Source organism: Neorhizobium fuzhouense (assembly GCF_042611105.1).
In the GTDB taxonomy this organism is placed as follows: domain Bacteria; phylum Pseudomonadota; class Alphaproteobacteria; order Rhizobiales; family Rhizobiaceae; genus Neorhizobium; species Neorhizobium galegae_A.
Genome location: NZ_JBHFFP010000015.1, coordinates 56834 through 82890, shown reverse-complemented (window position 1 = coordinate 82890; position 26057 = coordinate 56834). Strand labels below are relative to the sequence as shown.

The 26057-nt window shown below is 61.6% G+C and carries 31 protein-coding genes and 1 tRNA gene; 22 read left to right on the top strand and 10 right to left on the bottom strand.

Annotated elements, in window-relative coordinates:
- Nucleotides 1-254: 254 nt before the first annotated feature.
- The 3 genes from ACEXP3_RS22230 to ACEXP3_RS22220 all read right to left on the bottom strand — a co-directional run bounded on the left by ACEXP3_RS22230 (nucleotide 255) and on the right by ACEXP3_RS22220 (nucleotide 2369).
- Nucleotides 255-458, bottom strand: coding sequence for a DUF3126 family protein (locus ACEXP3_RS22230; protein ID WP_210105165.1), 204 nt, complete (start codon nucleotides 456-458; stop codon nucleotides 255-257).
- A 222-nt stretch (nucleotides 459-680) separates the two neighbouring features.
- A complete protein-coding gene (gene cysE / locus ACEXP3_RS22225; protein ID WP_210105166.1) occupies nucleotides 681-1505 on the bottom strand; it encodes a serine O-acetyltransferase in 825 nt (274 codons plus the stop codon).
- Nucleotides 1506-1586: 81 nt separating this feature from the next.
- Nucleotides 1587-2369: an alpha/beta fold hydrolase gene (locus tag ACEXP3_RS22220; RefSeq protein ID WP_377299398.1), complete on the bottom strand. Its 783-nt coding sequence runs from the start codon at nucleotides 2367-2369 to the stop codon at nucleotides 1587-1589.
- A 157-nt stretch (nucleotides 2370-2526) separates the two neighbouring features.
- On the opposite strand from ACEXP3_RS22220, the gene ACEXP3_RS22215 reads away from it, so the two are divergent.
- On the top strand, nucleotides 2527-2772 hold the full coding sequence (locus ACEXP3_RS22215; protein WP_210105168.1) for a zinc-finger domain-containing protein: 246 nt from the start codon (nucleotides 2527-2529) through the stop codon (nucleotides 2770-2772).
- Between the two features lie 12 nt (nucleotides 2773-2784).
- A complete protein-coding gene (locus tag ACEXP3_RS22210) occupies nucleotides 2785-3951 on the top strand; it encodes an FAD-dependent monooxygenase (protein ID WP_377299397.1) in 1167 nt (388 codons plus the stop codon).
- On the opposite strand, the gene ACEXP3_RS22205 is transcribed toward ACEXP3_RS22210, so the two are convergent.
- Complete coding sequence (locus ACEXP3_RS22205; protein ID WP_377299396.1) at nucleotides 3952-5142, bottom strand: cystathionine beta-lyase; 1191 nt, start codon at nucleotides 5140-5142, stop codon at nucleotides 3952-3954.
- A 355-nt stretch (nucleotides 5143-5497) separates the two neighbouring features.
- On the opposite strand from ACEXP3_RS22205, the gene ACEXP3_RS22200 reads away from it, so the two are divergent.
- From ACEXP3_RS22200 to ACEXP3_RS22185, 4 genes are all read left to right on the top strand, one after another.
- Nucleotides 5498-6520 carry an amino acid ABC transporter substrate-binding protein gene (locus ACEXP3_RS22200; RefSeq protein WP_210105171.1) on the top strand — a complete coding sequence of 341 codons (1023 nt, stop codon included), beginning with the start codon at nucleotides 5498-5500 and terminating at the stop codon, nucleotides 6518-6520.
- Between the two features lie 107 nt (nucleotides 6521-6627).
- A complete protein-coding gene (locus tag ACEXP3_RS22195) occupies nucleotides 6628-7824 on the top strand; it encodes an amino acid ABC transporter permease (RefSeq protein ID WP_210105172.1) in 1197 nt (398 codons plus the stop codon).
- A 1-nt stretch (nucleotide 7825) separates the two neighbouring features.
- Nucleotides 7826-8980: an amino acid ABC transporter permease gene (locus ACEXP3_RS22190; RefSeq protein WP_377299395.1), complete on the top strand. Its 1155-nt coding sequence runs from the start codon at nucleotides 7826-7828 to the stop codon at nucleotides 8978-8980.
- A 14-nt stretch (nucleotides 8981-8994) separates the two neighbouring features.
- The gene (locus tag ACEXP3_RS22185) at nucleotides 8995-9774 is read left to right on the top strand and encodes an amino acid ABC transporter ATP-binding protein (RefSeq protein WP_377299394.1); all 780 of its coding nucleotides are present in this window, start codon (nucleotides 8995-8997) and stop codon (nucleotides 9772-9774) included.
- Between the two features lie 100 nt (nucleotides 9775-9874).
- Here ACEXP3_RS22185 and ACEXP3_RS22180 read toward each other — a convergent pair whose 3' ends face one another.
- Nucleotides 9875-10516 carry a hypothetical protein gene (locus ACEXP3_RS22180; protein WP_377299393.1) on the bottom strand — a complete coding sequence of 214 codons (642 nt, stop codon included), beginning with the start codon at nucleotides 10514-10516 and terminating at the stop codon, nucleotides 9875-9877.
- Between the two features lie 386 nt (nucleotides 10517-10902).
- On the opposite strand from ACEXP3_RS22180, the gene ACEXP3_RS22175 reads away from it, so the two are divergent.
- The 4 genes from ACEXP3_RS22175 (at nucleotide 10903) to ACEXP3_RS22160 (ending at nucleotide 12306) form a co-directional block, all read left to right on the top strand.
- Nucleotides 10903-11070 carry a hypothetical protein gene (locus ACEXP3_RS22175; protein ID WP_210105176.1) on the top strand — a complete coding sequence of 56 codons (168 nt, stop codon included), beginning with the start codon at nucleotides 10903-10905 and terminating at the stop codon, nucleotides 11068-11070.
- A 146-nt stretch (nucleotides 11071-11216) separates the two neighbouring features.
- On the top strand, nucleotides 11217-11576 hold the full coding sequence (locus ACEXP3_RS22170) for a hypothetical protein (RefSeq protein ID WP_377299392.1): 360 nt from the start codon (nucleotides 11217-11219) through the stop codon (nucleotides 11574-11576).
- Nucleotides 11577-11695: 119 nt separating this feature from the next.
- Nucleotides 11696-11821: a hypothetical protein gene (locus ACEXP3_RS22165; protein WP_377299391.1), complete on the top strand. Its 126-nt coding sequence runs from the start codon at nucleotides 11696-11698 to the stop codon at nucleotides 11819-11821.
- Nucleotides 11822-12060: 239 nt separating this feature from the next.
- Nucleotides 12061-12306, top strand: coding sequence for a DUF982 domain-containing protein (locus ACEXP3_RS22160; protein ID WP_377299390.1), 246 nt, complete (start codon nucleotides 12061-12063; stop codon nucleotides 12304-12306).
- A 178-nt stretch (nucleotides 12307-12484) separates the two neighbouring features.
- Here ACEXP3_RS22160 and ACEXP3_RS22155 read toward each other — a convergent pair whose 3' ends face one another.
- Nucleotides 12485-12757, bottom strand: a complete 273-nt coding sequence (locus ACEXP3_RS22155) for a hypothetical protein (RefSeq protein ID WP_210105179.1) — start codon at nucleotides 12755-12757, stop codon at nucleotides 12485-12487.
- 476 nt (nucleotides 12758-13233) lie between these two features.
- On the opposite strand from ACEXP3_RS22155, the gene ACEXP3_RS22150 reads away from it, so the two are divergent.
- On the top strand, nucleotides 13234-13875 hold the full coding sequence (locus ACEXP3_RS22150; RefSeq protein ID WP_377299389.1) for an exopolysaccharide biosynthesis protein: 642 nt from the start codon (nucleotides 13234-13236) through the stop codon (nucleotides 13873-13875).
- A 64-nt stretch (nucleotides 13876-13939) separates the two neighbouring features.
- Here ACEXP3_RS22150 and ACEXP3_RS22145 read toward each other — a convergent pair whose 3' ends face one another.
- Nucleotides 13940-14143, bottom strand: a complete 204-nt coding sequence (locus tag ACEXP3_RS22145; protein ID WP_245365965.1) for a hypothetical protein — start codon at nucleotides 14141-14143, stop codon at nucleotides 13940-13942.
- A 233-nt stretch (nucleotides 14144-14376) separates the two neighbouring features.
- Here ACEXP3_RS22145 and ACEXP3_RS22140 point away from each other — a divergent pair.
- The 7 genes from ACEXP3_RS22140 (at nucleotide 14377) to ACEXP3_RS22110 (ending at nucleotide 19364) form a co-directional block, all read left to right on the top strand.
- A tRNA-Asn gene (locus ACEXP3_RS22140) sits at nucleotides 14377-14451 on the top strand.
- Between the two features lie 228 nt (nucleotides 14452-14679).
- Nucleotides 14680-14853, top strand: coding sequence for a hypothetical protein (locus ACEXP3_RS22135; protein WP_210105181.1), 174 nt, complete (start codon nucleotides 14680-14682; stop codon nucleotides 14851-14853).
- 123 nt (nucleotides 14854-14976) lie between these two features.
- The gene (locus tag ACEXP3_RS22130) at nucleotides 14977-15276 is read left to right on the top strand and encodes a hypothetical protein (protein WP_210105182.1); all 300 of its coding nucleotides are present in this window, start codon (nucleotides 14977-14979) and stop codon (nucleotides 15274-15276) included.
- 244 nt (nucleotides 15277-15520) lie between these two features.
- Nucleotides 15521-16558 (top strand): cysteine synthase A, encoded by a 1038-nt coding sequence (locus ACEXP3_RS22125; RefSeq protein ID WP_377299388.1) that lies wholly within the window; start codon nucleotides 15521-15523, stop codon nucleotides 16556-16558.
- 8 nt (nucleotides 16559-16566) lie between these two features.
- Nucleotides 16567-17307, top strand: a complete 741-nt coding sequence (locus tag ACEXP3_RS22120) for an alanyl-tRNA editing protein (RefSeq protein WP_377299387.1) — start codon at nucleotides 16567-16569, stop codon at nucleotides 17305-17307.
- 77 nt (nucleotides 17308-17384) lie between these two features.
- Complete coding sequence (sseA, locus tag ACEXP3_RS22115; RefSeq protein ID WP_377299386.1) at nucleotides 17385-18806, top strand: 3-mercaptopyruvate sulfurtransferase; 1422 nt, start codon at nucleotides 17385-17387, stop codon at nucleotides 18804-18806.
- A gap of 87 nt (nucleotides 18807-18893) precedes the next feature.
- The gene (locus tag ACEXP3_RS22110; RefSeq protein ID WP_377299385.1) at nucleotides 18894-19364 is read left to right on the top strand and encodes a DUF1203 domain-containing protein; all 471 of its coding nucleotides are present in this window, start codon (nucleotides 18894-18896) and stop codon (nucleotides 19362-19364) included.
- Between the two features lie 27 nt (nucleotides 19365-19391).
- Here ACEXP3_RS22110 and ACEXP3_RS22105 read toward each other — a convergent pair whose 3' ends face one another.
- Entirely contained in the window at nucleotides 19392-20063 is a 672-nt protein-coding gene (locus ACEXP3_RS22105; RefSeq protein ID WP_377299384.1) for a PadR family transcriptional regulator, read from the bottom strand.
- A gap of 335 nt (nucleotides 20064-20398) precedes the next feature.
- On the opposite strand from ACEXP3_RS22105, the gene ACEXP3_RS22100 reads away from it, so the two are divergent.
- Complete coding sequence (locus ACEXP3_RS22100; protein WP_377299383.1) at nucleotides 20399-22387, top strand: bifunctional 2',3'-cyclic-nucleotide 2'-phosphodiesterase/3'-nucleotidase; 1989 nt, start codon at nucleotides 20399-20401, stop codon at nucleotides 22385-22387.
- A 54-nt stretch (nucleotides 22388-22441) separates the two neighbouring features.
- On the opposite strand, the gene ACEXP3_RS22095 is transcribed toward ACEXP3_RS22100, so the two are convergent.
- Together ACEXP3_RS22095 and cobT are read right to left on the bottom strand one after the other, a co-directional pair.
- Entirely contained in the window at nucleotides 22442-22795 is a 354-nt protein-coding gene (locus ACEXP3_RS22095) for a hypothetical protein (RefSeq protein WP_377299382.1), read from the bottom strand.
- Nucleotides 22796-23053: 258 nt separating this feature from the next.
- A complete protein-coding gene (gene cobT, locus ACEXP3_RS22090) occupies nucleotides 23054-24085 on the bottom strand; it encodes a nicotinate-nucleotide--dimethylbenzimidazole phosphoribosyltransferase (RefSeq protein WP_210105190.1) in 1032 nt (343 codons plus the stop codon).
- 99 nt (nucleotides 24086-24184) lie between these two features.
- Between cobT and cobS the strand changes: the two genes are divergently transcribed.
- Genes cobS through ACEXP3_RS22075 form a run of 3 tightly spaced genes read left to right on the top strand, consistent with a single transcriptional unit; the run spans nucleotide 24185 to nucleotide 25917 of the window.
- On the top strand, nucleotides 24185-24982 hold the full coding sequence (cobS, locus tag ACEXP3_RS22085; protein ID WP_377299419.1) for an adenosylcobinamide-GDP ribazoletransferase: 798 nt from the start codon (nucleotides 24185-24187) through the stop codon (nucleotides 24980-24982).
- An 18-nt stretch (nucleotides 24983-25000) separates the two neighbouring features.
- On the top strand, nucleotides 25001-25216 hold the full coding sequence (locus tag ACEXP3_RS22080; protein ID WP_377299381.1) for a DUF1289 domain-containing protein: 216 nt from the start codon (nucleotides 25001-25003) through the stop codon (nucleotides 25214-25216).
- Complete coding sequence (locus tag ACEXP3_RS22075; RefSeq protein ID WP_377299380.1) at nucleotides 25213-25917, top strand: retropepsin-like aspartic protease family protein; 705 nt, start codon at nucleotides 25213-25215, stop codon at nucleotides 25915-25917. The genes ACEXP3_RS22080 and ACEXP3_RS22075 overlap by 4 nt, the downstream gene beginning before the upstream one ends.
- Nucleotides 25918-26057 lie beyond the last annotated feature (140 nt).

Genomic DNA, 26057 nt, shown 5'->3' with positions numbered 1-26057 from the left:
TATGGGTGTATTCCCATTTGCTGATGGAATGATTCCGCAGTGCAAAAGTCAAGAGCGGAATCGTATCGCAGGCGCGAAGAAGCCCGCTACGACCGAATGCCGCGGCGGCCATTTGCGCATTGGCAAAAATCTCGTCCAAAACCCATGAAAAACGGCGGGTCGCAAGGCGCCCGCCGTTTTCGAACTTGTGATCTGGACCGTCCCGATGGTCACGCCTGTCGGCCTGTAAACTGCTTGTCAGGCCGATGCGGTCATCAGAGATCGACGTCGAGAATGGCCATCGAGAAGTTGTATGAGCGCTCATCGTCCTCGTCATCGACATAGACAACGCCAAGGAACTCGTCGCCGGCGTAAACCTCGGCCGAATCGTCCTTGCGGGGCCGCGCACGCACGCTCATCGTGGGGTTGAACACCCGCTTGAAGTAGGCGTCGAGCTTCTTGATTTCATCGGCTTTCACTTTTGTCTCTCCGTCAGTGTTCTCATTGCGGGGCTTTTGGCATGGGACAAAGGCGAAAGTAAAGAACGTGTCTCCATGATCCGTCCCATGATCCGCCCCCTGATCCGCCCGACGAGGCGCGCGCACTGCGTATCAAGCGCCCGGCAAAGCCTCGACACTGCGACATAGACGTCCGCGAGCCCCGATCAAGCCCGGGGCGCCAAATCGGGTGTCAGACGCCGGTCAGTCTTCCGAGCGCAGGATCTGGTCCATCAGGCGCGAGGGTTCCGAACACCCGGCCTCTCCCACCACTTTCGCCGGCACACCGGCAACGGTGGTTTTCGGCGGCACCGGCTTCAGCACCACGGAACCGGCCGCCACGCGCGAGCAGTGGCCGATCTCGATATTGCCGAGGATCTTGGCGCCTGCCCCGATGAGGACGCCATTGCCGATTTTCGGATGGCGGTCGGCGCCTTCCTTGCCCGTGCCGCCCAGCGTCACGCCGTGCAGGATCGAGACATTGTCGCCGATGACCGCCGTTTCGCCGACCACGAAGCCGGTGGCGTGATCGAGGAAAATGCCCTTTCCGATGCGCGCGGCCGGATTGATATCGGTCTGGAACACGCCAGAGGCGCGACTTTGCAGATACATGGCAAAATCGCGACGGTCGCGCTTCATCAGCCAGTGGGCAAGCCGGTGCGTCTGGATGGCATGAAAGCCCTTAAAATAGAGAACTGGTTCCAGGAAGCGCAGGCAGGCCGGATCACGGTCGTAATAGGCCTGGATATCGACGCGCAGGATGGCGCCCCATTCCGGCCAGTCGCTCAGCATTTCCTCAAAGGTCTGGCGCAAAAGCACCGCCTGAAGATCCTGATGATCCAGCCGCTCGCAGATCCGGTGGATCACGCTCTCCTCGAGCGAGCCATGATTGAGCACCGTCGAATAGAGGAATGTCGCCAGCAGCGGATCACGCTCCGCACTGGTCTGCGCTTCGTGCCGCAATGTATCCCAGATCGGGTCAACCGACGCGATCGGCTCCCGGGGTCGAATTTCAGTGCGTGCCGACATGGCAGTATCCTCGTGTACGCAGAGGCCCGTATATAGAACATTCTTTCAAAAACACCAACGCCGGCGCAAAGCGGGCGGCGCTTACCCGGCGCTGCTCTCTAAAAAGTCGAGAACGGCAGCCTTGAACACCCGGTCGCCGACCGCCAGCATATGATCGCGGTTGGGAATATCCACCGCGCGGGCATTTTGCATCAGTGCCGCCAGGTCCTGCGGCGAGCCGGCAATGTCGTCCTTGGTGCCGACACCGATCAGGGTCGGCGCGGCAATGCGGCCGATATCCTCGCGCGAGACGAGGTCGCGCGATCCGCGAATGCAGGCGGCAAGCGCCTCACGGTCGCTCCTGGTCTGGTCGGCAAAGGCCCGGAACATGCGTCCGCGCGCATGGGTGACATCGTCGAGCGATGGCGCAAGCAGCGCATCGGCAATCGGATCCCAGTCGCCGACCCCATCGGTCATCCCGATACCCAGCCCGCCGAGAATGAGCGAACGGACCCGCCGAGGATGGGCGAGCGTGGCAAAGGTCGAGATGCGCGCGCCCATCGAATAACCCATGAAATGCGCCTGATCGATGCCGAGATGATCAAGCAGCGCAATCGCATCGCCGGCCATCACGGAAGGACGGTAGGCTTCGGGATCACGCGGCTTGTCGCTTGCGCCATGGCCCCGGTTGTCGATGGCAATCACCCGGTAGCCGGCCTCGCCAAGGGTCTTCAGCCAGCCGGGATAGACCCAGTTGACGTTTGCGGTGGAGGCAAAGCCATGAATCAGAAGCACAGGCTCGCCATCCGCATTGCCTGCGTCAAAGTAGGCGAGCTGCAGGTTCTGGTGGGTAAACGTGGAAAAATCAGGTGCGTTGAGGTTCATGGGCAGGCTTCCTTTCGAAGAGCGCGACCATAGGCCATGTCCGGCTCTGCCTGAACAGGCAAGGTGACAAAATCACGTTTCTGCCGGCTGTTTCCCCCTACACTTTCACGGCATGCCTCTATAATGTCGGCGCACATCGCAAGCATTGGAGTTCAACATGGCCGGTCACGGTATCCCTCATTTCCAGAACGACGGTGGACATCGCCTCATTGAGGTGGGCGTGAAGGAATTCATGTGCACCGGGGCGAACGTGCCCTTCGACCATCCGCATATCTATATCGACATGGGCGACGACAACGAGAAAGTCTGCTCCTACTGCTCGACGCTTTACCGCTACAATCCGACGCTGAAAGCCGAACAGACAATTCCGGCCGGCTGCACCTTCCACGTCAAAGCCGCCTGAACCGATACGGCCATGGCCATCACACATGCAGTGATCGTCGGCGCCGGCATGGCCGGTCTGACGACGGCGCTGGCACTTGCCGCACGCGGCATCCGGTCCGACATCATCGAACAGGCACCGCATCTGGCCGAAGTGGGCGCTGGATTACAGATCTCGCCCAATGCCAGCCGCATTCTGGCGCGTCTCGGCGTACTTGCCGACCTGGAGGCCGTCTGGACAGAGCCGGAGCGTATCGCGATCTCGTCGGGCAAGTCGCTGCGCCAGCTCGCGCATGTGCCGGCCGGCCGGTTCGCACGCGAGCGCTGGCGCGCGCCTTACGGGGTGATGCACCGGGCAACCCTGCAGCGGGGACTTCAGGCGGCGGTCGACAAAAATCCGCTGTGCCGCTTGCATCTGGGCATACGCATCGGCGCCGATTGGCGTCAATCCATTGCGAGCGTGGTCGGCGCAACGCCAGACGTCACCATCGGCGCCGATGGCGTCTGGTCGCGCATGCGCGAGGAAATTGCCAACGCGCCGGAGCCGGATTTTTCCCGCAACGTCGCCTGGCGCTTTACCGTGCCGACGGAAAAGGCCCCGGCCTTCCTGATGCCGCAGGCGGTGACAGCCTATGTCGGACCATCCTGCCATCTGGTCTGTTATCCGCTGCGCGAAGCGGGCGGCTTCAATGTCGTCGCCATCGCAAGCGGCGTCAGCCCCGGCGAGACCTGGGAAGTGCATGCAAGCCTGGAACAGAAGCGCATGCTGCTGCGCCAGTTCAAGGGCTGGCATCCGCAGATCCTGTCGCTGCTGACCGGCATGGAATCGGGAAAATTCTGGCCGCTTTATCAGGTGAGCGACGGACGCTGGCACAATGGCCGCGATGTGGTTCTGGTGGGCGACGCCGCCCATGCCATGATGCCGTTTGCGGCCCAGGGGGCAGCCATGGCCATCGAGGACGGCTGGGAACTGGCGGCCCGGCTCGCCATGACGCCCGTTCTTGCCGATGCGCTGTCGACTTACGAATCGGTGCGCCGGGCACGCATCGCACGCGTTCGCAACCGTGGCGCCTTCAACCGCTTTGCCTATCACGTGCGCGGGCCGCTGCGTCTCGGGCGCGACATGGTGCTGGCCCTGCGTCCGCCGCAAGCGCTTGCGGCGGATCTCGACTGGCTCTATGGCTATGACGCCGGCCTCTGATCAGACGCCGGCTGCGGCTGCAAATCCCGCTTCCAGATCCTTTTGCAGATCGGCCACGTCTTCAAGCCCGATCTGCAGCCGGATCACAGGCCCTTCGGACGGCGCCTTGGCAATCGTGCGGTCACCGAGATTGACCTTCACCGCCAGGCTCTCGTAGCCGCCCCAGGAATAGCCGAGCCCGAAGATCGCAAGCGCATCCAGGAAAGCATGCGCCTTGGCGCGAAACTGCTCCGCACCATCGGCCTTCAGCACGAAGGAAAACACACCGGACGCGCCCTTGAAGTAGCGCTTCCACAGGGCGTGGCCGGGAAAGCTTTCGAGGGCAGGATGCAGCACGCGCTCCACCTCCGCGCGCCCCTCGAGCCAACGGGCGATCTCGAGCGCGCTTTTCTGGTGATGCGCCATGCGCACGCCCATGGTGCGCAACCCGCGCAGGATCTGGTAGGCGTCGTCCGGCGCGCCGCAGATGCCAAGCGTCATCGTCGCCTCATGCAGGCGCGGCCAGTGTTTGGCATTGGCGGAAACCGATCCCATCACGATATCGGAATGGCCGGAGGGATACTTGGTCGTGGCATGGATGATGACATCGACACCAAAATCCAGACCGCGGAAATAAAGCGGCGTTGCCCAGGTATTGTCCAGCGTGACGACGCAGTCGTGCCGGTGGGCGGCATCGGCAATCGCGCGGATATCCTGCATCTCGAACGTGTTGGATGCGGGCGATTCGGTATGGATAAGGCGGGTGTTGGGCCGAATCAGGGCCTCGATATCGCCGCCGATACCGGGGGCGTAATATTCCACCTCGACACCGAGACGCGACAGCATCGTATTGCAGAAATGCCGGCACGGCGTGTAGACCGAATCGACGATCAGGGCATGGTCGCCCGCCGACAGGAAAGCCAGGAACGGCACGCTGATGGCGGCAAGACCCGAGGGCACGAGGACCGTTCCGGCCGCCCCCTCGAGCGCGTTGAGCGCATCGCACAGCGCATCAGTCGTCGGCGTGCCGCGCGTGCCATAGGTGTATTTCTGATCCCGGCTTTCCATCGTCCTGCAGTCGGGAAAAAGAACGGTGGAGCCATGCACCACCGGCGGATTGACAAACCCGTGATAGCTCATCGGATCGTGTCCGAGATGCGCAAGGCGGGTGTTGTCGCCGGCACCGGCGAAAAGGGTCTCTTTGTTTTTCATGGAAAATTGCGGCCTTCGTATTGACGAGGGCCAAAGTCTTGAAGGCAAGGCTTGCGCCGGTCAAGCCCGGCAGGGGCGCAGCCTGCTACCTATGCGCTACAACGCCATTCAATGTCGCGCGTTTAGGCAGAGGACCGCACAAAATCCTGCACTCTGCCTAATATATCATCTACCCACGGCAATTTGTCTAATTTGAGGCGCTAAATTAAAGTGCAAGACTTGACCCCTGCACATATTTCCGACTGTGATAAAGCAGCTCGTCTCGGGAGGCCTTGCGGGCGGCCTGTCGTTGCTGATCAGGGATCGGCAATGGGGCTTCAGGTCTATCAAAAAACAAGAGATAAAGGTTGGGAAAATGAAAAAGACGCTTCTGTCCGCCGCAATTGGCGCGGCAATTCTGGGTGCTGCCTCTGCCGCTTCCGCCGGCACGCTCCAGGACGTCAAGGCCAAGGGTTTTGTCACATGCGGCGCAAGCCAGGGTGTTCCGGGCTTCTCCAACCCGGACGACAAGGGGGAATGGTCGGGTATCGACGTTGATTATTGCCGCGGCATCGCTGCTGCCGTCTTCGGCGACCCGAAGAAGGCAAAGTTCGTCGCCCTGTCGAGCAAGGACCGTTTCCCGGCCCTGCAGTCCGGCGAAATCGACGTGCTGACGCGCAACACGACCTGGACGGTCAGCCGCGACACCTCGCTCGGCTTCAACTTCCGCACCGTCAACTACTATGACGGCCAGGGCTTCCTGGTGAAGAAGGGCCTGAACGTCAAGTCGGCGCTTGAACTGTCCGGCGCTGCCGTCTGCGTTCAGACCGGCACCACGACCGAACTGAACCTGGCCGACTACTTCAAGGCCAACAACCTGCAGTACAACCCGGTCGTGTTCGAAAAGGAAGCTGACGCGACGTCTGCTTACGACGCCGGCCGTTGCGACGTCTACACGACCGACCAGTCCGGCCTCTATGCCATGCGCCTGAAGCTGAAGAACCCGGATGACAACATCGTTCTGCCGGAAGTCATCTCCAAGGAGCCGCTTGGACCGGCCGTCCGCCAGGGCGACGACCAGTGGTTCGACGTGGTGAGCTGGGTTCACTACGCCATGGTCAATGCTGAAGAATTCGGCATCACCTCGAAGAATGTCGACGAGATGAAGACCAAGGGCGGCCCGGACGTCAAGCGCATGCTCGGCAACGAAGAAGGCACCAAGATCGGCACCGACCTCGGCCTGACCAACGACTGGGCCTACAACGTCATCAAGCTCGTCGGCAATTACAGCGAAGTGTTTGAACGCAACGTCGGCCCGAACACCCCGCTGAAGATCCAGCGCGGCCTGAACGCCCTGTGGAACAAGGGCGGCCTCCAGTACGCTCCGCCGATCCGCTGATCGCGCGACAGGCAGGACTTATGCCGGGAGGCGGCGACCCCGCCTCCCGAGCAGCACCCCATGAGGGCAAAAAGCTCGCAAAGAGCGTATAAGAGGGAAAAGTGCCTATGGCAGGCAACGCACTACCATCGGAGAAGCCGACATCATCCGGCAGCTCGTCGCTTTTGTACGACCCAAAGGCGCGCGGCATCTTCTACCAGGTCCTGACGGTCGCCATTCTTGGCCTGTTTGTCTGGATTATCGTCAACAACACGATCACCAACCTCAATCGCGCCAATATCGCTTCAGGTTTCGACTTTCTCAAAGGCCGCGCTGGCTTCGACATCGGCCAGACGCTGATCGACTATTCCAGTGATTCGACCTATGGACGCGCGCTGCTGGTCGGCCTTTTGAACACGCTCGAAGTGGCGATCATCGGCATCATCACGGCCTCGATCATCGGCTTCATCGTCGGCATTGCACGGCTGTCCAGCAACTGGCTGATTGCCAAGCTGGCGCAGATCTACGTGGAAATCTTCCGCAACATCCCGCCGCTTCTCGTCATCTTCTTCTGGTACAAGGGCGTCATCGCGATCCTGCCGCAGGCGCGCGCCTCGCTTGCGCTGCCCTTTGGCACCTACCTCAACAATCGCGGCCTGTTTTTCCCCAAGCCGCTGTGGGGCGGCGGCGCCTGGCTGATTCTCGTCGCGCTCGTCGTCGCGATCGTGCTTTCGCTGGTGATCCGCCGCTGGGCGCGCCTGCGCCAGGAAAAGACCGGCCAGCAGTATCCGTCCGGCCTGACCGCCCTTTTGCTGATCATCGGTCTGCCGCTCGTAACCTTCCTGGCGCTCGGCGCACCGCTGTCGTTCGAATATCCCGTGGCCGGCAAGTTCAACCTGACCGGCGGATCGGTCGTCGGGCCGGAATTCATATCGCTCTATCTCGCCCTCTCCTTCTACACCGCGTCCTTCATCGCCGAGATCGTGCGTGCCGGGATCAAGGCGGTCGCGAAAGGCCAGACGGAAGCGGCAAGCGCGCTTGGCCTGCGCGGCAACATGACGACGCGTCTCATCGTCATCCCGCAGGCGCTGCGCATCATCATTCCGCCGCTCACGAGCCAATATCTCAATCTCACCAAGAACTCGTCGCTCGCCGTGGCCGTCGGCTTTGCCGATGTGGTCGCCGTTGGCGGCACCATGCTGAACCAGACCGGTCAGGCGGTCGAAATCGTCACGCTCTGGCTCGTCATTTACCTGTCGCTTTCGGTCAGCACCGCCGTGCTCATGAACTGGTTCAACAGCAAAATGGCTCTGGTGGAGAGATAAGATGACGATCAATCAATCCGCATTCGTTCGCCAGGAGATGAACCCGCCCTTGCCGGCGCCCACCGGCCAGGGAGGCCTCACCCGCTGGCTTCGTCTCAATCTGTTTCCGACGCCCAAGGACACGGTGCTGACCATTCTGGCGCTGGCGCTTCTTGCCTATATCGTACCGGTGCTGGTGCAATGGCTGTTCATTGACGCCACCTGGACCGGTGTCGATCGCAAGGCCTGCGCCACCGTCTCGCAGGGCGGTGTGCTTCCCGACGGCCAATCGGGCGCCTGCTGGGCCTTCGTCAGCGCCAAGTTCCAGCAGTTCATCTTCGGTCGTTACACGTATGAAGAACGGTGGCGCCCCCTGCTGGTGATGGCGCTGTTCGTCATTCTCCTGATCCCCATGCTCATTCCGAAGGTGCCCTTCAAGGGCTGGAATGCGCTGGCGCTGTTCATCGTCCTTCCCGTCGTGTCGTTCTTCCTGCTGATCGGCGGCTTTGGCCTTCCGCATGTGGAAACGCAGCTGTGGGGCGGTCTGATGATCACCCTGATCCTGTCCTTCTTTGGGATCGCGGTCTCATTGCCGCTCGGCATTATCCTGGCGCTTGGGCGACGCTCCAACCTGCCCGTGATCAAGATGCTTTGCGTTGTCTTCATCGAGGTCATCCGCGGCATTCCGCTGATCACGGTTCTGTTCATGGCCAGCGTCATGCTGCCCTTGTTCCTGCCGGTCGGCTGGACCTTCGACAAGCTGCTTCGGGCGCTGATCGGCGTGTCGCTCTTCTCGTCGGCCTATATGGCGGAAGTCATTCGCGGCGGCCTGCAGGCCATTCCGAAGGGTCAGTTCGAAGGCGCCGATTCGCTCGGCCTCAGCTACTGGCAGAAAATCCGTCTGATCATCATGCCGCAGGCGCTGAAGCTCGTCATTCCCGGCATCGTCAACACCTTCATCGGCCTGTTCAAGGATACCTCGCTCGTGTCGATCATCGGCATGTTCGACCTTCTCGGCATCGTAACGCTCAATCAGGCGGATGCGAACTGGTCGACGCCGGTGACGCCGGTCACGGGCTACGTGTTTGCAGGCTTCGTCTTCTGGATCTTCTGCTTCGGCATGTCGCGCTATTCGCTCTTCATGGAGCGTCATCTCGACACCGGTCACAAACGATAATCAAGGGGAACATCATGTCCGCTACCCAAGCACCAAAGTCAAATGTGGCCGTTTCCCAGAGCGGCGTCGCGATCGAAATCACGGCGATGAACAAGTGGTACGGTGATTTTCACGTCCTGCGCGACATCAATCTCAAGGTGAAGAACGGCGAGCGGATCGTCATTGCCGGGCCCTCGGGCTCCGGCAAGTCGACGATGATCCGCTGCATCAACCGGCTGGAGGAACACCAGTCCGGTCAGATCCTCGTCGACGGCATCGAGCTTACCAACGACCTGAAGAAGATCGACGAAGTGCGCCGCGAAGTCGGCATGGTCTTCCAGCACTTCAACCTCTTTCCGCATCTGACGATCCTCGAAAACTGCACGCTCGCGCCGATCTGGGTCCGCAAGATGCCGAAGAAGGAGGCCGAAGAGGTCGCGATGCACTATCTGAAGCGCGTCAAGATCCCCGAGCAGGCCAACAAATATCCCGGCCAGCTTTCCGGCGGTCAGCAGCAGCGCGTGGCTATTGCCCGCTCGCTGTGCATGAAACCGAAGATCATGCTGTTCGATGAACCCACCTCGGCGCTCGATCCGGAAATGGTCAAGGAAGTGCTGGACACCATGGTGAGCCTTGCCGAAGAAGGCATGACCATGCTGTGCGTGACGCACGAAATGGGCTTTGCCCGCCAGGTTGCCGACCGGGTGATCTTCATGGACCAGGGCCAGATCGTCGAGCAGAATGCACCGGCTGCCTTCTTCGACAATCCGCAGCACGAGCGCACAAAGCTCTTCCTCAGCCAGATCCTGCACTGAGGGCACAAGACCCACCAGCCAGGCAAAAGGGCGCCGCGTGCGCCCTTTTGTCGTTGTTCGACCTGCGCCGCATCGAGTGGTCATCCCATCACTTCGCCCTTTACCAGCGGAAAAAATAGCGGGCATTCACGCGTCCGGTCGAGTCGCCGCCGGCTGCGCGGTTCATCTCGCCAGTGATCTTCAACCGGTCGCCGATCTTCTGCTCGAGCACGACGCCCCCGCCGACCCGCTTGAAACTGTCGATGGCGCCCGCTTTCACCTGGATGGCCGACCCGGTATCGCCATAGGAGAGCTTCAGCGCCTGGTTCACGTCCAGCCCGCTCCAGCTCTCTGTGCCGCCGTCATAGCGCATGGCATAGGTGCGGCTCACCTGCAGGTCGAGATCAGGCGTCAGGATTTCCTTTTCGCTTCGGCTCATCTGCGCAGCCGCGCTGCCGGTCAGCGCATTGAGGGTGAAATCGATAGTGCGGTTGAGCTGCAGTGCCGGTGTCGTCAGCTGCTCCGCCCTCACCTGCCCCCACAGCCTGACGGGCATGTCGACCGGGCCGCCCGCCACGGCAGACGCCACACCCGTCTCCAGCCCGGCAGAGGCCGCCGTCCAGCCGGGAATGCGCAACCCCATCCGTGCTGCGTAGGACGTGTCGGAGGTTTTGCTCGGGACCCAGATGATCAAGGGTTCTTCGGCGGACACGGGTGCTGCCACGGTAGCGGAAAAGCAAAAAGCCAGGAGAATGCGGGTCATCACGGAGGCCCTCGATCTGGGATTTCATTTTGGTGCGGCCACAAGCCGAACCAGGCGTCACTCCCCCAGGTCCTCCTCCATCACCGTTTCAGCCTATAGCGGAAATCCGGTTTTGGCGCAGCGACGATGTGGCAACTGTGTGACTTTGGCGCACCAAGTTCCATTTCATTACAACCTGCCACACAATGTGACAGGCAATCGACCCCTTTGATGGTAGCTTCGCCTTGAACTGCGCGAATGCGAACTAGTTAGCATGATGAGATCGAACTGACGGAACCGGCACTCAGCAGAGGCGTTAGATCCCCTGCGACGTAAGCCACACGTCAGGACGGCGTGTTAATCGCAAGGTGATCTCGCCGGCAACGCGTAAACGAGACAGAGTAGCAATGACCATTGTGCAGCTGGATACCGACAAAACGTCGAGCAGACAGACCTCCGTCGCAGCCCTTTCGGATATTCCGATCCAGAGGATCACACGCATCGTCGCACGCATTGCCATGGGCGTATCCGTCATCGTCATTCTGTGCGCCTGGCGTCAGACCGGCCTCTGGTAAGAGCCTGCCTGCCCCCAAGGGGCCGCACGCCACCGATCAACGACGCGATCTCATCACCGCCGTAATTGCGTCCGAATGACGTCGCAATACCCCGACTAGGCGGTCGAAGACCGAACCGGAATCGTGGAATACAGTGATGCGGTGGCATGGCCATCGCATCCTTTAACGGCAGTGCAGGCATGACCGAGGACAAGAGGCGCAGGATCGTGGAACAGGTCATCCAGCGACTCGATGCCCATGGCATGGCCTTTGAGACGGATCCGCAATTTCTCTGTGCGATCAACGACTGGATTGCCGGCACCATCGAGATGTCGCAGTTGCGCAAGCGTTTCCTCGATCTGCTGCAGGAGCGACACTCTGCCGTGCGAATCCGCTATGCGCTGCCGCAACGCCCGCCGCACCTCCAGCCGGCGGCAGATCCCTTGTCGACCGTCGCCCCGTCGGACGGTTTTGAACCTCACCCGAAAGGGACGGCGCAGGACATCGAGCCCGGCAATGGCGCGTAGGCGTTCGCCATATCGGGACACTCGCAACCGCCGGTCGTCAATGCTGCAAACCGCATTCAGGTACGGTTAAGCTTACCATCTTACATTCTTCCTCGGTTATATGCACAAGGGGGAATAGTATGGCATTGCACGGAACGGCTTTTGTCCTTGGCCTCGTCCTGTTCGTGGTTTCCCTGCCGCTCGCCGTCAAGTATGCCGGGCACACGCCGCGCCATGACATCGAATTTTCAAGACTGAGCCCGTGAACCGGGTGTGGCGCCGCAAGGGCGTGCGAAACATGCGACTTGACCGGATTTGCAACGGCGGCCGGCCGACTGGACATGCCTCTTCACCGTGATCTCAGGGGACGGCAGCTTGTCGCCGGATGGCGCATTCGCTAAGACCGCATGGGATTGCGGCAGGGCGTCGGGCGCACCACGCGCCGTGATGCCCCTGCCCGGCAATGGTCGGGCACATCCCGTGTCCCTGCAAGATTGGAAATCTTATGAACACGCCCTGGAGCAAACCGGTTGCCATCCTGATCGGTGAACCGCCGGAAGAAACCCTCATCACCACCACCCAGGCTGCCGCCTGGGCCATGATCGAGGATTGGCCGGTTGAAGACGGGCCGGCGCTCGACCGCGCGCTCGCCATCTGCGCAGCCGTCGACGCGCGCAAAAGCAAGCCGGAAGATGCCCGCAAGGCCTTTGTCGATGCAGCCAACGAGGCCGGCATTCTGGTCCGAAGCTAACCCATCAGCAAGGCGTGTCGCGTCGACTGGCTTGTCCAGCAGCTTCTGACACGCGCCTATAGATTACAGAAAGTGGGTCCGCGGCATCGCGCCAGATCGCGTGGTCAAAGGACATGCGCCGGCGCTCAGAACATGTGGCCGCAACGCCTAATGCCGTGCGGCACGGCCTCGTAAAGGCTCAGACAGGCCAGTAAGCGTCATCGCGAAAATTGACCGGGATCTCGGGTGCGGTCAGCAAAGCCTCGACCACATAGCTGATCCGAAGCTTCAGGTCGCGGATCTCCTGCGGCATGCGGACACCGAGACCGAGCGAGCGCAGGCGATGCCCGTCATAGCCGCGTTCGCTGAGGCGCCGTGCGGCCTCGACGTAGACGTCTGCAACGGTCGGCGGCGCCAGTTCTTCAACCGGCTGGTACAACCCGCCCCTGATCAACCGCAATGTCGATGCCATGCTTGCCCCCTCGCAGTCCTTCGCTCTTTCTGACGTCTGTGTGACCCGCCAAGCTTGCGGGAACCTGAACAGTGACACGTCTGGCGCGCCTACATGCATCCATCATTACGAAAGAATGTAAGAATGGACCTGTCCGCCGAGCGTCGGACATGGATGGCCGATCGATCAAAATTCTGTTATGATAGCCTAGTCGAGCGCATTGAGGAGTGGGCTCGGCGCCTTGTCATTTCGGTTTGAGGAGACCGGCAATGCATTATCTCACGCTCGTGACGGCCCTTAATCCCTATATTCTGGCCGTTCTCGCCCTGGTTCTGGCTTGCGGCGCCTATGATCGATGGCACAATTCACATTGATGCGGCTGGAAGCGGGATTGCATTCATCGGCTGCCGCTTGCAGCTGTTGAAGGCCGGTTTCCCTTCAAGCATCACGGGAATGCTGTTAAAGTCTCTCCGGTGAAATAATCCGGGAGCCTTCTCGTGCAGCAGACCATGACCTTTGACGATACATCCAGATCGCTCAGCCAGACGCTCCGTGATCTGATCAGCGGTATCCGAGGCAAGACGGTCAGCCTGCGCGATCTGATGGACCAGGTGGGTGAACAGGGGCTGCTGCTGATCTGCGCCGTGGCGTCGCTGCCGTTCCTCATCCCGGTGTCCATTCCCGGCGTCAGCACCGTGTTCGGGGCGGCGATCATTCTGGTCAGCATCGCCATCTGCCTCAACCGCATGCCCTGGCTGCCGGCCCGCATTCTGGACCGCAAGCTTGATTCGGCAAAGCTGGTTCCGGCGCTGGAAAAGGGCGCGCATCTGGTCGGCCGCGTGGATCGCTTTTTCAAGCCGCGCCTGGCGGCTCTGACTGCCGGTGGCGCCATTGGCCGCATCAACGCCCTTGCCATTACCTTTGGCGGCGTGCTGCTGATGTTTCCGCTCGGCCTCATCCCCTTTTCGAACACGCTGCCGGGTATTGCGATCCTGCTGCTGTCGACCGGCATGATGCAGCGGGATGGGCTGGTGGTGCTGGGCGGTTATCTGTTCCTGGCGATCACCACTGTTTATTTTGGCGCGTTGACCTTCATGGCCATTGCCGCCGGGAAAGGACTTGCCGGAACCTTTGCTTGATCGCACGATCTCGCGCGAAGACCGGAAGCCGCGGCGGCGGATACTGATAAACGGCCTGCTGTTGTTATGACTTCTGCCGCGCGGCGCGCTTGCGTCCCCACCAGAGGGTGAGGCGGCGGCGCTTGCGGCGCACGTAAGGCAGATCGTGCGACAGGACCAGAAGCCCGAGCGGCAACATCCAGAAACCGAGAATCGGCAGAAAGCCCAGTGCACCGCCGCCAATCAGCGCCGTACCGACGCTGATGCGCCCAATGCGCGACCGCGGCATGGGAACGCGCACACGCCCCAGATGCAACCGGCCACTGGCTGCGTCGAAGCCGAATTTCCCTGCCTTTTCCCTTTGGTCCACCTGTTTCACCTTCCAGCAGCATCGCCTGTTGTCGTTCGCCAGATGGGAAGGGAATGTGGATAAAGCAAGCGCGTGAAATTTTTTTGAAAAAACCGCTTGGCAAAACCGCCAAGCGTTTGTATTACCCCGCTCACACCGCGGCGACGCGATGTTCCCTGGTAGCTCAGCGGTAGAGCATTCGACTGTTAATCGACAGGTCGCCGGTTCGAATCCGGCCCGGGGAGCCAGTTTCTTCAGTGATTGACTGATTATAGATCAAAGCCGGTTCCTCTGTGAACCGGCTTTTTTCGTTCTTCCCGCAGATTTCGGCACCCGCTCGCCGGCCCTCTCCGCGACACCCCTCTCCTGCCCGCCTGGCCATCGAGGCCTTGCTTCATCAGCAAACCGTCAACAACCCCTTGACGTGAGTCGCAAACAGAATTAGAACAAAAAGAGAACAAATACGGAGATGCCTTATGACAAGCGCAGAACAGGCCGTACAGAATGCTCTGGCCGCCGTTGCCGCCTCCCGCGCCCTGCGGGAAAAAGCGGCTGAAGAACGCCGCAACACTTTTCAGCGAATCCAGATCGCGAGCCAAAAGCCTCTTTACGTCCCGAAAGGCGTGCAGATGCCCTTGCGCTTCAGCTGACCGTCGAGCCCGGTTTCAGGCTGAGCCGCGCCAAAGAGTTAAAAATTCGGAACCACTCCTGTTTTCATCGGTTCTATCCACGGCACAATCGGAATGCCTGAACGAAAAACAGGAGTAACACTCATGATCAAGACACTGATGACCGTCTCCATCCTCTCGCTTGGCCTTGCAGGTGGCGCTGTCGCACAGACCTCGATGAGCGGGAGTTCCTCGGCTGGCTCCGACACGGGCTATGGCGTATCGACGAATTCCGGCTACGGCACGACGTCCGGTGCGGGCACGGTTGATCCGACGATGACCTACAGCACGACCCCGCCGGCGCATAGCGGCACGTCCCTGTCTCTGCAGGGCAATTGCAGCGCACCGGTTCCGGCCGATCAGGTCGAAGCCTCCAAGAGCCCGGTATCGCGCACGCAGTGCTGACACCGGCCACCGACACAGGGTCGGTAGCGATCTATCGAAAGGGGTGGCTGAAGGCCGCCCCTTTTTTTTCGCCGTCTGACAGGCACCGACCGGCAGAGCTGGTTTGCAACGGCACCTTAAGCGGCTGAAAAAATCCGAACGGTTTTTGCACGCGCAGGTGTGGATGCAGAACGTATTTCCTTGCCGAGCGCCCCTCAACGTCGGAAAAGCATTTCAGCCAATATTTGCAAGGTAGGGCATCCCCATGACTATCAATCCGTCCGTGCTGAGTGTGATCGGCAATACGCCTCTGATCCGCCTCAAAGGCCCGTCCGAGCTGACGAGCTGCGAAATTCTCGGCAAGGCAGAATTTCTCAATCCCGGCCAGTCCGTAAAAGACCGCGCCGCCCTCTACATCATCCGGGATGCGGAAAAGAAGGGCCTGCTGCGGCCGGGCGGAGTGATCGTCGAAGGCACGGCCGGCAACACCGGTATCGGCCTGACACTGGTCGCCAAGGCGCTCCGCTATCGCACCGTCATCGTCATTCCGGAAACGCAGAGCCAGGAAAAGAAGGATGCGCTGCGGCTTCTCGGGGCCGAGCTGGTCGAAGTGCCGGCCGTTCCCTACAAGAACCCCAACAATTACGTCAAACTGTCCGGACGCCTTGCCGAGGAACTGGCAAAGACCGAACCGAATGGCGCGATCTGGGCCAATCAATTCGACAATATCGCCAACCGGCAGGCGCACATCGAAACGACGGCCGAGGAAATCTGGGCGCAGACGGACGGCAAGGTGGATGGCTTCATCTGTGCCGTTGGCTCCGGCGGAACCCTTGCCGGCACCGGCATGGGCCTGAAGGCGAAGAACCCCGCCATAAAGATCGGCCTTGCCGATCCGGAAGGGGCGGCCCTTTATGAATTCTACACCCATGGCGAACTGAAATCGGAAGGGTCTTCGATCACCGAAGGCATCGGTCAGGGCCGGATTACCGCGAATCTCGAGGATTTTACGCCCGACTACGCCTATCGCATCACTGATGCCGAAGCCTTGCCGACGGTGTTCGATCTGGTGGAAGAAGAGGGACTTTGCCTCGGCGGCTCGTCCGGCATCAATATTGCCGGCGCCATTCGCCTGGCTCGGGATCTCGGCCCCGGCCACACGATCGTGACGATCCTGTGCGACTATGGCAACCGCTACCAGTCCAAGCTGTTCAATCCGGACTTCCTCTCCTCGAAGGGTTTGCCGATCCCGCAATGGCTGGTAGAGAAACGGGATATTGTCATTCCCTTCCAGCAAGCCTGAGGATCTCCATGCCGACGAAAGCCCTCTACCGTGACGATTTCTATCTTTCCACGGCAGAGGGCACGGTGACAGCCGTCCACGAGGATGGCGCCATCGAGCTGGACCAGACCTGTTTTTACGCAACCTCCGGCGGCCAGCCGGGGGATACCGGATTTCTGGAGCGCGCCGACGGCTCCAAGATCCTGCTCGGCCCGACACGGCATGGCGCGACGAAAGACATCATCCATCATGTGCCGCTTGACGGCCAGACCGCGCCTCAGCTCGGTGAAAAGCTTGTCCTGCATGTCGATTGGCCGCGGCGCTACAAGCTGATGCGCATGCACACCGCCTGCCACCTGCTTTCCGTTGTCTGCCCCTTCCCCATTACCGGTGCAGCCGTCGGCGAAGACGAATCGCGTGTCGATTTCGACATGGGCGATACGGTGAACAAGGAGGAGGTGACGGCCAAACTGATGAGCCTCGTCTCCGAGAACCACCCCGTCTTCCTGCAATGGATTACCGACGAGGAACTGGCGGCCAATCCGGATATCGTCAAATCGAAGAACGTTCGCCCGCCAGTCGGTCTCGGCCGGGTGAGCCTCGTGTGCATCGGCGAAAATTCCGCCGTTGACAGCCAACCCTGCGGCGGCACACATGTGTCCGAAACCCAGGAGGTCGGGGCGGTTTACATTGCCCGGATCGAGAAGAAGGGCAAGGAAAACCGCCGGCTGCGCATCCGCTTCGGGACACCGGACAGCGAAAGCGCTTGAACCCGCCGTTGCGGCGCCTTGCTCCAACACACCATCGGGGCGCGTCAAAAGCCGCCGACTATCGAGGAGAGAACACCATGAGCACGGGTCAAAGCCGCTTCGTCGTTTCCGCTGAATGGGTGGAAAGCCAGCTTGCGGACCCGGGTTTTCGCGTGGTGGACGCCTCCTGGTATCTGCCGGCGCAGGGGCGCAACGGCGCGCTTGAATATGCAGCCGGCCATATTCCGGGCGCCGTGTTCTTCGACCAGGATGCCATTGCCGATCACACCACCGGCCTGCCGCATTCGCTTCCCTCGCCGGAGTTTTTCGCAACCGAAGTCGGCAAGCTCGGCATCAGCGAGCATGACATCATCGTCGTCTACGACGGTCCCGGCTTCTTCTCGGCGCCGCGCGTCTGGTGGATGCTGCGGGTCATGGGGGCTGAACACGTCTATGTACTGGATGGCGGCCTGGATGGCTGGAAGGCGAGCGGCCGTCCGCTCGAGACGGAACTCCCCGAGCCTGAACCTGCCATCTTCACGCCGCGCCTCAGCGCCCGCCGCATCACCAGCCTCACCGAGATGCGCGCCGTGGTGGACAGCGGCTCGGCGCAGGTCGTGGATGCGCGCGGTCCCGGCCGCTTTACCGGTGACGAGGCCGAACCGCGCGCCGGCATGCGGTCGGGTCACATGCCCGGCGCGCGCAGCCTTCCCGCCGCAAGCCTGTCGGAGGGCGGCCACCTGAAAAGCCTCGACACGCTGAAGACGATGATGACCGAAGCCGGCATCGACCTGTCGCGGCCGGTCGTCACCAGCTGCGGCTCCGGCGTCACGGCCGCGGTCGTCACGCTCGCGCTCGAATCCCTCGGCCACACCAGCAATTCGCTTTATGACGGCTCCTGGTCGGAATGGGGCGGACGCTCCGATACGCCGGTCGTCACCGGCCCGGCCGAACCGCTGGAGCCCTTGCCCCACGGCCCGCTCAAGGCGCATGTGACGCGTCTGGAAATGATGGCACCGCCGCGCCAGAGCCTTGCCGTGCCGGTCAATCTCCATACCGCACTCATGAGTGCCCAAAACATTCCGCTTCATTATTATCGGTATCTCTACCGGCAGGTCGGCAAGCGATGGCACTGGTACAACCGCCTGCGCCTCAGCGACGAGGAGCTGTCGGCGATCCTCACCGACGAACGGGTGTCGGTCACCATCCTTTACGTGAACGCAGCGCCGGCCGGTTTCTTCGAACTCAATCACGTGAATGAAGACGTGGTGGAGCTCAGCTATTTCGGCCTCTTCGAACACGCGCTCGGTCTTGGCATCGGTAAATGGTTCCTGCTGCAGGCGCTCTATGCCGCCTGGCAGTTCAATCCGAAGACGGTGACGGTAACCACCAACACGCTGGACCACCCGCGCGCCCTGCCGCTCTACCAGATGATGGGCTTTGCCCCTGTCGGCACCTACGAGGCCTGGGTTGAGCCCATGTCGGATGCAGAGCTTCTGGCGCTTGCCAAGCGCGACTGAACTTTTCCGCGTAACGCGCAGGAATCGGGTGGCGGCAACGCCGCCCGGTCCGCATGGTCGCAAGCATCGCAACAGAGGGATGCCGCCATGCCAAACATCCAGTTCACCGCCATGCCCACGCCAGTGGCCGATACCTTCCGCAAGGGCGGCGTCGACGCCTATGGAAACGTGCCCGAGCGCATGATCTCGCCCGGCGGCGGCATGCCGTGTCGCCATTGCCTCGACATGATCGCTGAAGGCGAGGAGATGCTGGTGCTTGCCTACCGCCCCTTCGAGGCGCTGCAGCCCTATGCCGAAACCGGTCCGATCTTTCTGCATGGCCGCGACTGCCCGCGTTACGAGGCGGTGGAAATCCTGCCGCCGATGCTGAGCAGCCCGGATTACATCGTGCGCGGCTATGGGCAAAACGACCGCATCGTCTACGGCACCGGCGCGGTGACCGCGACGGAAGCGATTGCGGCGCGGGCCGATGCGCTTCTTCAACGCCCCGAGATCGCCTATGTGCATATCCGCTCGGCGCGCAACAACTGCTATCAATGCCGGGTGGACCGGGCCTGACGCGGCCCGGCTCAAGTCGAGGCGGGGTCAGTCGCGGGACGCGTCCGCCTGCAGATCCTCGGCCATCTGCAAAAGCGCCTTCACGATGGCACCTCCGCTGCGTTCATCCTCGCTCAAGCGCCGCGCGATGACCTCGCGCAGATTGAGGAGAGCGGCATCGACACTGCGGGGCAGATCCGGCCCCTGATCGTCGCGCCGGCCTCGACCGGCCTCGCGACGCTGGCGGATGCGTTCTGCCACCATCGAGAGGCGCTCCAGAATGGCGCTCGCCAGTCCGCGATTGCTGTCGAGATGCGCGCGGCCCTCGTCGGTGATGGAATAACGCTTCTTGTTGCCATCCATTTCGGCAGAAACATAGCCCGCTTCTTCCAGATAGGTCAGCGTCGGATAGATGACGCCGGGGCTCGGCGCATAGAAGCCATAGGTCAGTTCCTCCACATGGCGGATGATCTCATAGCCATGGCGCGGCTCCTTTTCGATCAGCGCCAGCACCAGAAGGCGCAGATCGCCCTGCAGCAGGAAGCGCCCGATGCGGCTGTCGCCGCCATCGTCCTGCCCGCCATCGTCGGGGCCTCGCCCCCGCCCGCCCCGGCCGAAGCCGCGACCGAAACCATCGCCGCGCATGGCAAACAGGCCTTCCAGTTCCATACGCATCCGGTTGCCGCGGTGATGACCGCCGTCACATCTGTGTCCAAACATCGATTATTCCTCACGATTGTTTTTCGATATATCTAAGATAATCGAAAATCACCGAAACGCAAGATACAGACCTATCGAAGATCGATCTTTTTTTGAGGAGACCTGAGCGAACCCCTGGAACCGTAGGCCAGCGCAAGGAAAAGCAGGAGCGAACTTGCTGTCTCAGATATATCGAAGACTTCATTTTACAGGGATGCGGACCGCATCCGCCAAGTTCCGAGAGCAGCTGCGCACATGTTGAAATATGCATCTAAAGGCCGAGCCATTGTCATTTTCCTGATGCGCCCCCGTGGCATTGCCCCTACACTTGCGCTGTAACGAACGAGGGACCGTCCATGTCACTGCTGCTCGCCCCGAACTCCATGACCCGCCGCTCGCTCCTGGGCGGCCTTGCCGCCGGCTCCGCGCTGGTGCTGCTGCATCCCTTTGCAGCGCGCGCGGCCGCCAACCAGGCGCATCTGCGGCTGATGGAGACGACTGATATCCACGTCAACATCATGCCCTACGACTATTATGCCGATAAGCCGAACGACACGCTGGGCCTGTCGCGCACCGCAAGCTTCATCGACCAGGTTCGCGCCGAAGCCGGCAATTCCATGCTGATCGACAATGGCGACCTGTTGCAGGGCAATCCCATGGGCGATTACATGGCCTATGAGAAGGGCACGAAGGGCGGCGACCTGCATCCCGTGATGAAGGCGATGAACGTGCTCGGCTATGATTGCGGCACGCTCGGCAACCACGAATTCAATTACGGGCTCGACTTCCTGTTCAACGTCATGGCCGGCGCGAAATTCCCGGTCGTCTGCGCAAACCTCACCAAGGGCCAGCTTGCGTCGGACCCGAAGAAGGACGACCTGTTCTTCAAGCCGTACCGGATCATCGAGAAGCAGATCCGCGACGGTTCCGGCGCCACGAGCCCGCTGAAGATCGGCTTCATCGGCTTCGTGCCGCCGCAGATCATGGTCTGGGACGCCAAGAACCTCGAGGGCAAGGCGCAGACGCGTGACATCGTCGAAGCCGCGAAAGCCTGGGTGCCGGTCATGAAGGAAGAAGGCGCCGACATCGTCGTCGCGCTCTCCCACTCCGGCATCGACGGCACGGGCCAGAGCGAGCGCATGGAAAATGCCTCGCTGTATCTGGCCGGCGTCGACGGCATCGATGCGATCTTCACCGGCCACCAGCATCTCGTCTTCCCCGGCCCGAAGGATTTCGACGGCATTGCCGGCGCCGATATCAAGAAGGGCACGCTGATGGGCAAGCCGGCGGTCATGGCCGGCTTCTGGGGCTCGCATATGGGTCTCATCGATCTTCTGATCGAAAAGGACGGCAACAGCTGGAAGATCGTCGATTTCACCACCGAAGCCCGGCCGATCTATCACCGCGACGAAAACCGCAAGGTGGTGGCCGATGCCAAGGACAAGGCGGAGATCGTGGCCGCCGTGAAGGAAGAGCATGAGGCAACACTTGCCTATGTGCGCCGTCCGGTCGGCAAGACGTCAGCGCCGCTCTATTCCTATTTCGCGCTGGTGGCCGACGATCCGTCGGTGCAGATCGTCTCCAATGCCCAGACATGGTACGTCAAGGATCTCCTGAAGGAAGGCCAGTACAAGGATTATCCGGTGCTCTCGGCGGCGGCCCCCTTCAAGGCCGGTGGCCGCAACGGCCCGGACTATTTTACCGATGTGCCGGCCGGCAACATCGCCATCAAGAACGTGGCGGATCTCTATCTCTATCCGAACACGGTGCAGGCGGTGCTGATCACCGGCGCGCAGGTGAAAAACTGGCTCGAAATGTCAGCCGGCATGTTCAACCAGGTGCCGGAAGGGGCAAAGGATGTGCCGCTGCTCAGCACCTCCTTCCCCTCCTATAATTATGACGTGATCGACGGCGTCACCTACCAGATCGACCTGTCGCAGCCGGCCCGTTTCGACAAGGACGGCAAGCTGGCAAATCCGGATTCAAACCGCATCACGGACCTGAAGTTCGACGGCAAACCGATTGATCCGGCACAGAAATTCGTCGTCGCCACCAACAACTACCGCGCCGGCGGCGGCGGCAAGTTTCCCGACATTGCCGGCGATAAGGTGATCCTGGTGGCACCCGACACCAACCGCGACGTGATCGTGCGCTACATCATCGCCGAGGGCACGATCAATCCGTCTGCCGACGCCAACTGGTCGTTCAAACCGTTGCCGGGCACGACCGCCGTCTTCGAAAGCGGCCCGAAAGGCCGGCAGTATCTCGCCGACGTGAAGGGCGCAAAAATCGAGGATGCCGGCGACGGCGCCGAAGGTTTTGCAAAATTCCGTTTGGTGCTCTGAGCGGACAGCCTCGACAGACACGCCGCCGGCAGGACCATGCCGGCGGTCACGGCGTCAATGCAGCTGCCCGCCGTGGCTCTCGCGGGCAAGCGCTTCGAACACCGCCTGCATGTCCTCGGGATCATCGTTGACGACGAATGGCTTTGCCGCGCTTTCCGGCATTGCCTGGTTGACGACGAACAGGAAGGCGACCTCTTCCAGCATCAGCGTTTCGGACGCCTCGAAAAGCACCGATGCATCCAGCGACACATCGAGCAGAACGCCGGAGGCTCCAGCCAACATCTTCGCATCCAGTTTTTCCGGTGTGATCGGACCCACGATCTCCACGCCGGATGCTGCCCAGGCCCGCCGCGCCGAAGGAGAGACAAAATCCTCGGCGGCAACGATGATGATCTTCAATTTCTGCACCTTGATGCTGCTCCCAGGCGCCGGACATCTCTTTGTTATTTACGCACCCCTGCTGCCACCTGTTCAATGCTTCCCAACAGTCGAAGGGCGCAACAGTTTCATCAAGGAGATGCCAATCGCGTCATAGCGATCGCAGGCGCACAAGGCCACCCATGCAGGGACGCAAACTGCCGCGGGCGCAACCGCTGACAGCAGCGAAGGCCGAAGCCGGCCTTCCTGCGATGGATCGGTACAAGGTCTTCTCGGCAGCGATCCGCCTTAGTGGCGGTGCGGTTCGCCCGCCGTGGTCACGCCTGCCTGCGAAAACGTCGCCATGCCGGAGTGGCAGGCGGCGGCGGCCTTGACGATGCCGGCAGCAAGTGCCGCGCCCGTTCCCTCGCCAAGCCGCATTCCAAGCGCCAGAAGCGGCGTCTTTCCAAGCTTTTCGATGGCCTTCAGGTGGCCCGGCTCGCCGGACACGTGGCCGATCAGGCAATGATCGAGCGCTGCCGGATTGGCAGCCTTCAGGATCGAGGCGGCCGCCGTTGCCACATAGCCGTCGATCAGCACCGGGATCTTTTCCACCCGGCAGGCCAAGATCGCGCCGGCCATGGCCGCCACTTCGCGCCCACCCAGACGCCGCAGCACTTCCAGCGGATCGGACAGATGATCCTTGTGGAAGGCCACCGCCGCCTTCACCGCAGCGATCTTGCGGGCCAGAACCTCACCCTGCGAGCCGGTGCCCGGGCCAACCCAGTCTTCCGCATCGCCACCGTAAAGCGCCAGATTGATGGCGGCGGCGATCGTCGTATTGCCGATGCCCATTTCGCCGATGCACAGAAGGTCGGTGCCGCCGGCAATCGCCTCCATGCCGAAGGCCATCGTTGCGGCGCAGTCGCGCTCCGAAAGCGCCGGCTCGCAGGTGATGTCGCCGGTCGGATAATCCAGCGCCAGATCGAAGATCTTCAGGCCGAGGTCATAGGTTGCGCAGATCTGGTTGATGGCGGCACCGCCTGCGGCAAAATTTTCCACCATCTGCTGCGTCACGCTCGGCGGATAGGGCGTGATTCCATGCTTTGCCACGCCATGATTGCCGGCAAAGATGGCGACCAGCGGACGGTTGACCGCCGGCGCCCGCCCCGTCCAGGCCGCCAGCCAGTAGGCGATCTCTTCGAGCCGACCCAGCGAGCCGGCGGGCTTGGTCAATTGCTGGTCACGCTCGCGGGCATTGACCAGCGCACGGGTGTCGGGGCCGGGAAGCTCGCGCAGCAGCACGCGAAAATCGTCGAAAGGCAGGCCGCTCATGCTCATCGGATGATTCTTCCTTTGGTCTTGTCTCGCCGCGCTATGTTTGTGCGACGGAATCTGATTTGCTGGGCCCCTGTTTATCAGGCATCGACGGAGGAACAACTGCCAAACGCCAAGGAATTTTGGTTGGATTTTGCGACCGATCTTGCCCGCTCCCTCGCCTTCCTGTCGCGCCTGCCGGTTCCGGCGCGGTTTTTCAAAGGCCATGACGGAACGGTATCACGGGCCTGCCGCGCCTTTCCCCTGGCCGGCGCGCTGATTGCCGTACCGCCGGCGCTCGTGCTTCTGGTGCTTGGACACCAGACGGCGGCGCCGCTGGTCGTCGCACTTCTGACGCTTGCGCTGATGGCGGGTCTGACCGGCGGCCTTCACGAGGATGGTGTGGCCGATTGCGCCGATGGGCTCGGAGGCGGCCGCGACAAGGAGCATGCGCTTGCCATCATGAAGGACAGCCGGACCGGCAGCTACGGCGTGCTTGCCCTCATCCTGTCGGTCGGCGTGCGCGCTGCGGCCCTTTCCGCGCTGATTACGGCGGGCTCGGCATCGCTCGCTGCCCTGTCGCTCGTCACCGCCGCGGCGGTATCGCGCGCGCTGATGGTGTGGCACTGGGCAGCACTTGCCCCTGCCCGCGCCAAGGGCACGGCGGTTGCCGTCGGCCAGCCGCAGGCGGATGCGCGCCTTTTCGCCCTGGTCTCAGCAAGCCTCCTCGCGCTTGTCTGTCTTGGCCGACCGTTCGGACTTTTCCCCCTGCTGCTGTCGCTCGGCGTCGCCGCCCTGTCTGCCCATCTCTTCACGCGCTTTGTGTCGAACAAGATCGGGGGACATACGGGCGACACCATCGGCGCCACCCAGCAGATCACGGAAATGGCACTGCTCTCAACCCTTGTGATCATGCTCTGACAGGCCAATATTATCCTTATGATCAGCCCCTGTATTCGCGTCTGCAGCCTTGATGAGACAACCGGCCTCTGCACCGGCTGCGCCCGCAGCCTTGACGAGATCGGCGGATGGGTCACCTTCACCGAGCATGAGCGGCAAGACATCATCGCAGCGCTTCCCGCGCGGCTTGCAAGCCTTGCGCTGACGGCGGTTCAAGGCACAGCGTCAACCGGTCGGGATGGTCACGCCTCATGAACGGCCTTACCCTCGTGCTAATCCTGCTTGTCGGCGGTCTTGGCCTCCTGGTCTTCAACCACGACACCGGCCAGACCTTCGGCATGGCCAATGACGATTTCGCCCACCTCATCTATCTCCTGCCCATTGCAGCGGTTTTGTCTGCGGGCATTTTGGCCGGCCGGCGCGGACCGGCCGGAGAAGTGCTGCGCAACATCGTCATCTGGCTGGTGATCATCACGGTGCTCGTTGCCGGCTATCTGTACCGCGACGATTTCAGCCGCTTTGCTGCGCGCATGACCGCCGGCCTGATGCCGGGCAGCGCCGTGGTGATGACGACGAGCGAAGGCGGCCAGGAAGTCATCCTGCACCGGCGCCTCGGCGGTCATTTCCAGGCGCGGGTCGAGGTGGATGGCACGACGATTCAGATGCTGGTGGATACCGGCGCAAGTGCGGTCGTGCTGTCGGCGGAAGATGCCGAACGCCTCGGATTGAAACCGGAGACACTGACCTATTCCGTGCGAGTGCAGACGGCAAACGGCGAAGCCTATGCCGCTCCGGTGCGCCTGTCGCGCGTGGCGATCGGCCCCATCGAGCGCGAAAATATCCGCGCCCTGGTGGCCGAAGAAGGGCGCCTCACCGAGAGCCTGCTCGGCATGACCTTCCTCTCCACCCTGGGCTCTCTGCAGATCCAGACCGACGAGTTGAAGCTGCGCGACTGACGGCAGCAGCCCCACCGCACCCTCTATCCTTCCGCAATGCCGGCCTTTCCTTCGCAGGTGGCCGTGTCCGCCAAAAGACAAGATCCGGAGGATTGATCAAGCATGCCGGACTTTCCGGCATGGAGCCAAACGGTCCTGAG